The 12,517-nt window shown below is 37.3% G+C and carries 10 protein-coding genes; 8 read left to right on the plus strand and 2 right to left on the minus strand.

Features of this window, described 5'->3' with window-relative positions:
• Positions 1-400 precede the first annotated feature (400 nt).
• Complete coding sequence (locus tag ICG50_RS11850) at positions 401-838, plus strand: low affinity iron permease family protein (protein ID WP_187661113.1); 438 nt, start codon at positions 401-403, stop codon at positions 836-838.
• A 116-nt stretch (positions 839-954) separates the two neighbouring features.
• Complete coding sequence (locus ICG50_RS11855; protein ID WP_187661114.1) at positions 955-1,107, plus strand: lmo0937 family membrane protein; 153 nt, start codon at positions 955-957, stop codon at positions 1,105-1,107.
• Positions 1,108-1,189: 82 nt separating this feature from the next.
• On the opposite strand, the gene ICG50_RS11860 is transcribed toward ICG50_RS11855, so the two are convergent.
• Entirely contained in the window at positions 1,190-2,995 is a 1,806-nt protein-coding gene (locus ICG50_RS11860) for a serine hydrolase (protein WP_187661115.1), read from the minus strand.
• 153 nt (positions 2,996-3,148) lie between these two features.
• Here ICG50_RS11860 and ICG50_RS11865 point away from each other — a divergent pair, with 153 nt between their 5' ends.
• Complete coding sequence (locus ICG50_RS11865) at positions 3,149-3,766, plus strand: peptidylprolyl isomerase (RefSeq protein ID WP_187661116.1); 618 nt, start codon at positions 3,149-3,151, stop codon at positions 3,764-3,766.
• A gap of 17 nt (positions 3,767-3,783) precedes the next feature.
• Here ICG50_RS11865 and hutH read toward each other — a convergent pair whose 3' ends face one another.
• Positions 3,784-5,286 (minus strand): histidine ammonia-lyase, encoded by a 1,503-nt coding sequence (gene hutH, locus ICG50_RS11870; protein WP_187661117.1) that lies wholly within the window; start codon positions 5,284-5,286, stop codon positions 3,784-3,786.
• 395 nt (positions 5,287-5,681) lie between these two features.
• Between hutH and thrA the strand changes: the two genes are divergently transcribed.
• From thrA to ICG50_RS11895, 5 genes are all read left to right on the plus strand, one after another.
• Positions 5,682-8,129, plus strand: coding sequence for a bifunctional aspartate kinase/homoserine dehydrogenase I (gene thrA / locus ICG50_RS11875; RefSeq protein WP_187661118.1), 2,448 nt, complete (start codon positions 5,682-5,684; stop codon positions 8,127-8,129).
• Positions 8,130-8,211: 82 nt separating this feature from the next.
• A complete protein-coding gene (locus ICG50_RS11880; RefSeq protein ID WP_187661119.1) occupies positions 8,212-9,138 on the plus strand; it encodes a homoserine kinase in 927 nt (308 codons plus the stop codon).
• Between the two features lie 19 nt (positions 9,139-9,157).
• Positions 9,158-10,444 carry a threonine synthase gene (thrC, locus tag ICG50_RS11885; protein WP_187661120.1) on the plus strand — a complete coding sequence of 429 codons (1,287 nt, stop codon included), beginning with the start codon at positions 9,158-9,160 and terminating at the stop codon, positions 10,442-10,444.
• Positions 10,445-10,452: 8 nt separating this feature from the next.
• Entirely contained in the window at positions 10,453-11,217 is a 765-nt protein-coding gene (locus tag ICG50_RS11890; protein ID WP_187661121.1) for a hypothetical protein, read from the plus strand.
• A gap of 73 nt (positions 11,218-11,290) precedes the next feature.
• Positions 11,291-12,475 carry a hypothetical protein gene (locus ICG50_RS11895; RefSeq protein ID WP_187661122.1) on the plus strand — a complete coding sequence of 395 codons (1,185 nt, stop codon included), beginning with the start codon at positions 11,291-11,293 and terminating at the stop codon, positions 12,473-12,475.
• Positions 12,476-12,517 lie beyond the last annotated feature (42 nt).

Here is a 12,517-nt window from a genome sequence, read left to right on the forward strand (position 1 = left end):
GGCAAGAAATATTGTCCTCAAAATTTTCTATTGTATAGTGAATAATTTTAAAGGTAGTCATTAAACTAAAAAGGAATAACCACTTTTCATTTTCAAGTCAAAATACTTTAAAAAATCTGTTTGCCTCAATACAACAGTAGTAAAAAGCACCAAAGTTATTTGGTGCTTTTTTGGTAACAACAACCAACAAAATTATGCATAAAAAAAGGAGTTTAATCTAAAAAAAGTCACTATTACAATGGCGATGAATAGAGATTACGATGCACTATTAAAATATTTAAATGAAATTACGATCACTATTACAGCAAGTCAAAGTTCGGAAATAAATAAAACCCCTATTCAAATCCCATAATTTTTTAAATTCTCCTAATTATCAATTGCATTCCATAAAAACAATTCTATGAAAAATATTTATTTAAATTTTGAAAAGTACTTCGAAAGATTGACTTCCATAGCCACCAAAATTATGGGGAATGCTATTTCTTTTCTTTTAGCCTTGATTATAATTTTATACTGGTGGACAACCGGATTGTTCAAAGGCAATAACATACATGATAATATTGGTGATTTTATCTTTGGAACTACTTTTTTGTCTTTGTTTATCATCCAAAAATCATTCAATCGTTATTCGGCCTTAGTTCATTTAAAAATGAATGAATTGATTTCTTCACACGAAACCGCGAACAATGCTGTAATGGATGATAGTTCAAAAACAGAGCACGAAATTATAAAGCTTTCTAAAGAGTATATGGAACAAGAAGAAGTTTTAGAAGAGGCTTTAGAAGAAGAAATTAAGGGACAGTCTTATGGTCCTGACACGAATCCTTTAAACAAATAAATTTTAATCGGATAAGTGTGAATAATACAACTCATACTACAAATTCTATAAGTGTGTTGACTTTTAAGAGATTACCTTTATACTATCTAAAATTAATCAATTAAAACTAAAACATCATGAACAATTTACTTTATACCATAGCCGTTGTACTTCTCATTTTATGGGCCATAGGTTTCTTTGCCTATAGTGCTGGACAACTGATACACATACTGCTTGTTATAGCCATTATTGCTATAGTTTTGAGACTTATTCAAGGAAGAAAACTTTAAAAAATCATTTCCAGCTTTCTTTGTAAAACTATAATTAAAACTCCCCATTATTGAGGAGTTTTTCATTCATTTCAAACAAATATTATAACTTTTTCTTCGCTGTAAAATTCCCATTAGGTTGAATTAGAACTACATTCTTAATAGTTTTATCAGCCTCTTCTATAAAGGTTACTTTAAATCCTTCAAGGGTTTTAAATGAAAACTTATGAGTATCAGTAGCCAACAATTCATATTCCGGCTGACCGGCCACAAACAAACATAAGGTATTTTCATTTTTAATATAAACTTTAACAGTCATGCCCGACAGTTCATAATCGCCTACGTATTTGGCTAAAACTTCTTTGCTTACTTTGATCGTATTAGGTTTGTGTTTAAACTCAATCGGACTTAACATAGCCTCTAATTTTACTTTTACTGAAGCAATTTCTCCGCTTTCATTGGTCAAAAAATTAAAGCGGATTTCTCCATCACTTTGTGCAGTATCTATTTCTTTTTTAATCACTTCAAAAGGTTCAAAAATATCATAATGAGCATGTCGCAAATAGAGTTTTTTAAATTTGAAATTAACAAACAACGAATCATTTTGATTGGTTATGTTAAACTCACCATAACCCTGATTATAATATTTACCGGTATAATCCTGTAAAATATGAGACGGTTTAGTATGAGCTACTTTTGAAGAAGTTGCTTTTTTCTTGACTTCATCTTGCGCTTTTTTGGCTTTTGCTTTGTCTTCATTAAAAATTTTTACGAAATCGGTTTTGTTCACTTTCAAAAGATAATCGGAAATGGTATTCCTAACCAAATCCGGAACGGCAGATCCATCTTGATTGGCCAATACCACTATGCCAATATGGTCACTCGGATAAAGTGTAACATCGGCTGAAAAACCATCGATGTTGCCTCCGTGGCTCACTCGATAATGTCCTTTATACGAATTTAAAAACCATCCATAACCATAATTACCAAAATGAATATCGGGGTTTTCTTTATCCGGTAAGCCAGCGTAAACAACCATTTGAGAACTCATCGCTTCTTGAATATAATCCTCAGGAATAAGCTGTTGCCCTTTAAACTTTCCTTTGTTGAGCCAAGTAATCATCCAATTTGACATTTCATTTACACTACTGTTTATACTGCCGGCCGGACTCATGCCGGAAATATCATAGTAATCCATTATACTGATAACAGTCTCTTTCTTTAATTGGTAACCAAATGCCGCATTGACTGCAGTCTTCATCTCTCCAATAGATGTATTTGACCTTGTCATACCTAAGGGTTTAAAAAAACGCTCTTTGATGTTGTCTTCCCAACTCTTTCCGGTAATGCGTTCTGCAATGACGCCTTGGGTTAAAAACATAAAATTGTTGTACAACCATTTTTCTCTCACACCGGCAAAAGGCTCTTGATGTACTAAGCGTTGCACCAAACTGTCTTTAGAGGTCGTCGGAAAAAAATACCAAGAAAAATCATGACGTGACATACCGGTACGATGACACATCAAATCTTTTATGATAATATTATTATTCATATTGTCGTTAAAAAATTTCAACTCCGGAATGTATTTTCTCGGGCTATCTTCAAATGACAATTTCTCTTCTTTGCGCAACTGACCTAAGATAGCCGAGGTAAAAGCCTTAGAGCTAGAGCCAATAGCAAACAAAGTATTCGCATCCACTGGAATCTTATTTTCATAATCTCTATACCCAAAACCTTTAGCGTAAATGATCTTATCACCTTCTACAACTGCAACCGCAAATCCGGCCGATTTTGTGGTTTCTAATATCTTGTTAAGTTCAACTTCAATTCCTTTCAGGCGTTTGTCTTGCTGTGCCGATGCTGAAGCCGTACAGCCAATAGTTACTAAAAAAAGTAATAGTTTTTTCATGGTTCATGGTTTAGATTAAAGTAATGTTTCTTTTTAAAGAAAACCCTTATTACTATCAAATATACTTTATTTATTGTAGAAAAAGGAAAAAGGAAAAACTGCTGTCTTTTGACTAATTTCTTTTTTTACAATAACTTTACAAAAAAACTTTCCATGCGAATCTTACTTTTTCTTATACTATCACTGTTTGCCTCAAGTTGTAAAGAATCCGAATTTAAGTTGGAATGGACCAAAGAACAAGCACCCAAAACATTTACGGCCAGATTTGAAACCACTAAAGGCGACTTTGAAATGGAAATTACCCGAAGCTGGTCACCTCTAGCAGCCGACAGACTTTACCAATTAATCAAACATGGCTATTACGACAACGCCCTCTTTTACCGTGTCGTACCCGAATTTGTAGCGCAATTTGGCAATACCGATAACTTGAGTATGAAAAATTGGAGAAGTATAAAAATCCCCGACGAACCGGTATTGCATAGCAATAACAGGGGCACAATCAGTTTTGCCCGCTTCGGAAAAGACTCGCGCGATTTAGAGGTTTTTATCAACCTAACAGACAACAAAGTTCTGGATACACTCGGTTTTGAAGCTGTAAAGGGTTTCACCCCATTAGGCAAAGTAAAAAAAGGAATGGATGTAGTCGATAAATTATACTCCGGTTATGCTGAAGAACCCATGACTGACACTAACTTATATCAAAACCGCGACTTGTTTTACCAAACCTACCCCAAACTCGATTTAATCAAAAAGGCTTATTTGATAGAATAATCGCTAAGGGTGATTTTCTATTCTTCCAACTCTATCACAAAACTATTCAAAAACGCTACGGAATTTTCAATGTCGTAATGCAGAATTCGGTCTTCTTTTACCAATGGCACTTCTGCTCTATAAGATTTCAGGAACATTTCAATAAAATCACTAGATTGTAATGGCTGTCTGAAAGCAATCGCCTGAGAAGCATTCATCAACTCAATGGCCAAGATACGCTCCAAGTTTTCCATGATGCGAAGCGTTTTGGTCGCTGCATTCGCACCCATACTCACATGGTCTTCCTGTCCGTTTGAAGAAACAATACTGTCCACACTTGCCGGTGTAGCTAACTGTTTGTTCTGGCTGGCAATACTCGCCGCCGTATATTGCGGAATCATAAAGCCTGAGTTTAATCCGGGATTGTCCACCAAGAATGCCGGTAAACCTCGCAATCCTGAAATCAATTGGTACGTTCTTCTTTCGGAAATGCTGCCTAATTCGGCCAAAGCCAAACCTAAAAAGTCTAAGGCTAAAGCCAAGGGTTGTCCGTGAAAATTTCCACCGGAAATAATTACATCTTCGTTTTTAAAAATATTGGGATTATCGGTAACCGAATTGATTTCGGTTTTGAATACTTTCTTTACATAATCAATCGTGTCTTTTGAGGCGCCATGAACCTGCGGAATACATCGGAAAGAGTAAGGGTCTTGCACATGTGCTTTTGGCTGGGCAATGATTTGACTGTCTTCCAACAGTTCTCGCATTCTTTTAGCCGTTACGATTTGCCCTTTGTGCGGACGAACATAATGAATCAGTTCATCAAACGGTTCAATTCTGCCATCAAATCCTTCTAAAGATATAGCCGAAATGACATCCGCCAAATAAGAATACTTCATGGCTTTCAACAAGATATAAGTCCCATAAGCACTCATGAATTGGGTACCGTTTAACAGTGCCAAACCTTCTTTAGATTGCAAAACAATCGGTTGCCAACCCATTTTTTCCAACACCTTTTTCGAAGGCTGACGAAATCCGTCATAATACACTTCGCCTTCCCCTAACAACGGTAATGACAAATGAGCCAACGGGGCTAAATCACCACTTGCACCAAGCGAACCTTGGGTATAAATTACAGGCAGAATGTCGTTATTGTAAAAATCTACTAAACGCTCTACAGTTTGCAATTGTACTCCGGAATGTCCGTAACTCAAAGACTGTATTTTAAGCAATAACATCAACTTTACAATTTCCTGAGGTACTTCTTCTCCGGTGCCGCAAGCATGTGATTTCACTAAGTTTTCCTGAAGCTGAGACAAATTCTCATTGGATATTTTCACATTACACAACGAACCAAAACCAGTATTAATCCCATATATCGGAGATTCATTAGCCGCCATCTTTTGGTCTAAATAATCACGACACTGTTGAATGTTGATTTTGGCTTCTTCTGAAAGGGATAACGTTTTGTGCTCAGAAATAATCTGTTGTAAAGTCTCTAAAGTCAATACTTCCGTACTGATGTAATGCGAATGCTCCATTTTTGGTAAGGATTAAAAGCCCAAAATTCCGCAAACGATTGTTAAAAAGCAACAATTTAACCGAGTATTTTTTGAGAATTCATTAAAAAAATCAGCCATAACATATCGATATAAATAAAATCCTATTGGTTATAAAGAAATATTGCGATATTCTTAAAAATTTAAGGAAACCTTTTTTAATTCTCAAAATGTTATACATTTGAAAAACATGATGTCACAAGCAGCCAAATATTCATTCTCTTCTACAACCAAAGCTTTGGTTGCCATTTTTGGTACAACAACATCAACAACTACAACCCCGTTTGGGGTATAATTTTCACATATAATTCGAATTCATGGACTTTCTATTGAGAGCAAATTCATAATTTACCATTCACAATTCACAATTAAAAATCATGATAGTATTAAAATTTGGCGGTACTTCGGTTGCCAATGCTGAAAACATTTCGAAAACCATAGCCATTGTCGCCAACAAATGCAAAGAGCACCAACTCGCCGTAGTCGTTTCAGCCTTTAGTGGCGTAACCGATTTATTGATTTTAGCCGGAAAAACTGCCGGAGACAAAGACAAAGGCTACAAAGATATCGTCAGTCAAATCGAGAAAAAACACAAAGACGCCATAGACGAATTGATTCCTCTGAGCGATCAAAGCGAAATCATCGATACGATTAACAGCAATATTAACCACTTAAAAACGTTATTGGACGGTTGTTACCTTTTGGGTGAATTATCGAGCAGAACGGCTGATATCGTGGCTGGTTTTGGCGAATTGTTGTCTTCACAGATTATTGCGGTAGCGTTAAAACAAAAAGTAAGCAATTCAACCTTTAAAGACAGCCGAGAAGTAATTAAAACCAATTCCAATTTCGGAAAAGCCGCGGTTGATTTTGAGGTAACCAATCAATTGATTGCCGATTATTTCAAAAATAATACTACGCAAGTAACCTTATTTCCCGGTTTCATTGCTTCTTCTTTAGACGGAAACACTACTACGCTTGGTCGAGGTGGTTCTGATTATACTGCAGCCATTATAGCGGCAGCGGTAAAAGCTGATGTTTTAGAAATTTGGACCGATGTAAACGGTATGTTCACCGCCAATCCGAAAAGCGTGAAGCAAGCCCAACCGATAGAAACCATTTCTTATCAGGAAGCGATGGAGTTGTCTCATTTTGGAGCCAAAGTTTTGTATCCACCAACAATTCAGCCGGTTCTAAAAGACAGCATACCGATTTTTATCAAGAATACTTTTGAACCGGAAGTCTACGGAACGTTGATTTCCAATACACCTGAAGCGTCAAGCAATCCGATTAAAGGAATTACCCATATTGACAATATTGCTTTATTGACCTTGGAAGGTTCCGGAATGGTAGGCGTTGCCGGTTCGTCCAAACGCTTGTTCGAAGTGTTATCCAATGAAAACATCAATGTAATTTTTATCACACAAGCGTCTTCGGAACATTCTATTTGTGTCGGAATTTTAAATGCCGATGCCGATAAAGCCAAAACGGCCATCGACAAAGCATTTGAAATGGAAATTGCGCAAGGCAAAGTAGATCCGTGTATAGTTGAAAAAGATTTGTGTATCGTAGCACTCGTAGGCGAAAGCATGAAAAATCACCAAGGTATCAGCGGTAAAATGTTCAGTACATTGGGCAAAAACAACGTCAATATTCGTGCGATTGCACAAGGTGCTTCCGAAAGAAACATCTCTGTAGTGATCAATGAGAAAGATGTCAAAAAAGCTTTAAATACGTTACACGAACGCTTCTTTGAAGACAATACCAAACAACTAAACTTATTCGTAATGGGCGTTGGTAACGTAGGCGAAAAGTTCATCGACCAAATCAGCCAACAAAAGAAATTCTTAAAAGAAAATCTGAAAATCAATGTGCGAGTTATCGCTTTATCCAATTCCAGAAAAATGGTTTTTGATGAAGAAGGCGTCAATTTAAAAGATTGGAAAGAAACTTTAAGTCAGGGTGAAACTGCCAATCCAAACGACTTCATTTCTCGTACTAAACAATTGAATTTACGCAACAGTATTTTCGTTGACATCACAGCCAATTATGACATTGCCAGCATTTACGACCAATTCTTGGGACAAAATATTGCAGTAGTAACCTGTAATAAAATCGCGTGTTCTTCAGAATACAACAATTATAAAAACCTTAAAAACTTATCTCGAAAATACAACGCGCCGTTTTTGTTTGAAACAAATGTTGGTGCCGGTTTACCCATCATTGACACCCTAAAACACTTAATTGCATCGGGTGATAAAGTCAATAGAATCAACGCCGTTTTATCCGGAAGTTTGAATTTTATTTTCAATAATTTCAGCGACACTTATAATTTTCATGATGTAGTCAAAGAAGCCGGTGTTCAAGGGTTTACGGAACCTGACCCGAAAATTGATTTAAGTGGTGTTGACGTAGCCCGAAAGATCTTAATCCTTATTCGCGAAAGCGGTTACGAAATGGAAATGGAAGACATCGTCAACAATTCTTTCCTACCTAAAGAATGTATGGAAACCACCAACAATGAAGATTTTTTCAAATCCTTAACAAAGCACGCGAGTCATTTTGACAATCTTTTGGCAGAAGCTAAAGCCAAAGATAGCCGATTGAAATTTGTAGCCTCTTTCGAAAACGGAAAAGCCAGCGTTGGGTTACAATTTATTCCTTCTGACAGTCCGTTTTACAATTTAGAAGGAAAAGACAATATCGTGCAATTTTACACCGACCGCTATGTCGACCAACCGTTATTAATCAAAGGCGCCGGTGCCGGAGCAGCGGTAACCGCCTCAGGGATTTTTGCTGATGTGGTTAGGATTGGAAATGTATAATTAAGGCGCTAAGACACTAAGGTTCTAAGGTACTAAGAAAACCTCAGAAACTTAGAACCTTAGCGTCTCAGAACCTTAGGAAATGAACGAAATAAAAATATTCTGCCCTGCCACCATCGCCAATCTTAATTGCGGATTTGACGTGTTAGGTTTGTGTTTAGATGGCATTGGCGACGAAATGATTATACGAAAGACTGCTGAAAAAGGCATTCGCATTACCAAGATAATCGGTGCCGACTTGCCTTTAGAAACCGAAAAAAATGTGGCCGGTGTTGCCGCGCTTGCCATTGTAAAAGCTGCTGATCCCGATATTGGTTTCGAAATTGAAATCCATAAAAAGATTAAAGCCGGAAGTGGCATTGGAAGTTCTTCAGCCAGTGCGGCCGGAGCCGTTTTTGGTATTAATGAATTACTGGGAAAACCTTTTACACGCCATGAATTAGTTGATTTTGCCATGAAAGGCGAAGCCTTAGCCAGTGGTTGCGAACATGCTGATAATGTCGCGCCTTGTGTGCTTGGTGGCTTTACTTTAGTTCGCGGCTACAATCCGTTAGATGTGATTAAAATTGAAAGTCCGAGTGAAATTTACGCCGTAGTCTTGCATCCGCATATCGAAGTAAAGACTTCCGATTCAAGAGCGGTGCTTTCGCCAACTGTACTTTTAAAAGACGCCATAACCCAATGGGGAAACGTTGGCGGATTAATTGCCGGATTGTATACCAAAGATTACGAACTGATTGGTCGCTCTTTACAAGATGTGATTATCGAACCATTGCGCAAACAATTAATCCCTAATTTTGAGAATGTCAAAAATGCTGCTCTGCAAAATGGCGCGCTTGGCTCAGGAATCTCCGGTGCCGGACCTTCGATATTCGCTTTGTGTAAAGGACAAGAAGCCGCCGAAAAAGTAGCTTACGCGATGAGCAACAGTTATCAAGATACCGGAATTGCTTTTGACATGCATATTTCAAAGGTAAACGACGAAGGAGTGAAAATAATTACGAATTAGGAATTAGCAATTACGAATTATGCAGTATTTCAGTTTAAATAAAAATGCCCCAAGAGTCAGCTTCGAACAAGCTGTAGTGCTTGGTTTGGCGTCCGACAGGGGTTTATACTTTCCGGAAAGCATTACACCGCTTCCCCATTCTTTTTTTCAGAATATTGAAAACCTTACGCAGGAAGAAATCGCTTTTGAAGCCATCAAGCAATTCGTTGGCGACGAAATTCCGGAAGCCGAACTCAAACGCATCATAGCCGAAACTTTATGCTTTGATTTTCCTTGTGTTCCGTTGGAAAAGGATATTTTTTCTTTGGAACTCTTTCACGGACCAACCATGGCGTTTAAGGATGTTGGTGCCCGATTCATGTCGAGATGCTTGGGTTATTTCAACCGCAATGACGATAAAAAAGTAACCGTTCTCGTAGCGACTTCCGGCGATACCGGCGGTGCAGTGGCTAGTGGTTTCCTCGACGTAAAAGGCGTTGAAGTAATTATACTTTATCCTTCCGGTAAAGTGAGCGAAATACAAGAACGTCAATTGACTACGCTTGGAAAAAACATAAAAGCTTTAGAGGTAGATGGTGTTTTTGACGATTGTCAGGATATGGTGAAACAAGCTTTTTTAGACCAAACATTAAACCATAAAAATTTAACCTCAGCTAACTCGATTAACATTGCGCGTTGGCTCCCACAAATGTTTTATATTTTCTTTGCGTACCAACAATTGAAAAAATATGAAAAACCGATAATTCTTTCGTGTCCGAGTGGGAATTTTGGGAATATTTGTGCCGGTATTATGGCCAAAAGATTGGGTTTACCCATCGCCCATTTTGTAGCTTCGACTAATGCTAATGATACGGTGCCGAGATTTTTAGAAGCCGGAAAGTACGAACCCAAACCTTCTGTCGCTACGATTTCTAATGCGATGGATGTTGGAAATCCATCCAATTTTATCCGAATTCAAGAACTGTATCATTATGATTTAAATGAATTCGAAAAAGACTTTTCTTCTTATTCATTTACTGATTCAGAAACAGAAATCGCTCTTAAAGATATTTATAACCGAACACAATACATAGCAGAACCTCACGGTGCCGTGGGCTATTTGGGTTTGAAAAAAGAAATGGCAAAACAACCGAAAAGCATTGGCGTATTCTTGGAAACCGCACATCCTATCAAATTCTTAGATGTAGTTGAACCTTTATTGGACTTAAAATTGCCTATTCCAACCCAAATAGAAAGTGTGTTGGGTAAAGAGAAAGTATCGACTAAGATTAAGACTTATGAAGATTTGAAAGCGTTTTTATCTTAAATCATTTAATGAACTTAAAAGCCTATATAATTGTTTTCGTGCTGTCTTTGGGTTATTTCGGAATGGCACAAAACGATAGTATTACAGCTATTAAAAAAGTATTGGATGAGTCGGATTTGACTATCATCACTTATCTTACTGAAAACGACAGCACCATTTATTATAATGAGGATGAGTCGCTAACCCGGTATTTCAGTATTGAATTGATTGACCAAAAGCTTTACCACTCAAAAAAGAAAAAGGCGGTATCTTTTCTCACAGCTGATACTTTAGCCCATAAAAAGATTAACGGCACTATTAAACTTCCATGTCAAAAGAAGACCGTAACCTTTACCGATCTTCCCTCAGAAGAAGAAACCCATCGTATTTATGAATATATCGGGCAAATCAATTTTCTTAATGCATATGTCGTTTATGGCATGTATTGGGAAGATTATGACTTTACGCTCATCGACAAAACCAGCGGTGAGAGAACTACAACATTTGGCAATTATCCGAATATATCAGCCGATAAAAAAAAGATTATTTGCCTAGGTGCGAATGTTTATGAAAATACCGCAGATTTAGATTTCTTTGTAATCGATAACAAAAAGATAGTCCAAAAAATGAACACCGGTTTCAAATATTGGATGCCGGCCGGAGAAAATACCGATATGTTTTGGAGCAACGATGGCTACCTCTATTTGCCTATGGTAGCCACAAATAATTTTTGGAAACCCGATGGAAGTTTGAATGACCAATGGCAATACATCAGAATAAAACCTATTCCGTAAATTCGCTTTGATTCTTAAATCCGCTTTCAAAACAAAGTGATTTCTCTTATATTTGTTCAAAACAAACCTATCTATGAAAAAAATTACTTCTCTAGTAGCCCTACTCCTTATTGTTTCTGCTTGTGGCGTGCGCCAAACCCGTGACTTGTTAACTTCCGGTGACTATGACGGTGCCATTCAAAATGCAGTCGAAGGATTACGCGGAAACAAAAATGCTAAAGGCAAACAAGACAACGTTTATATGCTCGAAGAAGCATTTGCCAAAGCTAAAGAGCGCGATTTGCGCAACATCGATACTTGGTTTAAAGATGCTAATCCGCAAAACTTAGAGAAGATTTATGAAACATATGTACAGCTCAATTCACGTCAGGAACGCATTCGACCAATTTTACCGGTGCGTTTGTTAAAAGAAGGTCGAGAAGCTAAATTCCCTTTCGACGATTATTCTGACCAGATGGTAAGCAGTAAAAATGCCTTGGCTAAATATTTATACAACAACTCCAAAGCCTTGCTGGCCAACAAAGACAAAATGGTTGTTCGTCGTGCCTACGATGATTTAGTGTATCTGAGAAACTTAAGTCCTGGATTCAAAGACACCGACAAACTGATTGAAGAAGCCCAATTCAAAGGCACTGATTTCGTTAACGTATATACTAAAAACGAAACCAACATGGTCATTCCGATTCGTTTAGAAAATGATTTGCTCGACTTCAGTACACTGGGTTTAAATGACAAATGGACGGTTTACCACAGCAACCGCGTAAAAGGCATCGATTACGATTATGGTTTAGTAGTGAACTTCCGCCAAATCAACATTTCTCCGGAACAGATCAGAGAAAAGGAAATTCAAAAAGAAAAACTGATTAAAGTTGGACTAAAAAATTTAGTAGATGCTAACGGCAATGTGGTTAAAGATAGCTTAGGGAATAACATAAAAGTCGACGACATGAGAACCGTTCGTGCCAAAGTATATGAGTTCTCACAGTTTAAAGCTTGTCAAGTAACCGCTAAAGTGGATTATATAGATTTCAGAAACAATCAACTGTTGCAAACTTTTCCTTTAGCCAGTGAATTTACTTTCAATTATATGTATGCCAAGTTAAGAGGCGACAGACGAGCTTGCGAACAAGACTACTTTCAATACCTAGACCGACGAGCGGTACCTTTTCCAAGTAACGAACAAATGGTATTTGATACCGGAAACGACTTAAAAGCCAAACTAAAAGACATCATAACCCGAAACCGATTCAGGAGATAAACAAAAAGCCGTCAATTACAGACGGCTTTTTTATTTTAAAAT

The organism is Flavobacterium buctense, from assembly GCF_014486695.1.
GTDB lineage: Bacteria > Bacteroidota > Bacteroidia > Flavobacteriales > Flavobacteriaceae > Flavobacterium > Flavobacterium buctense.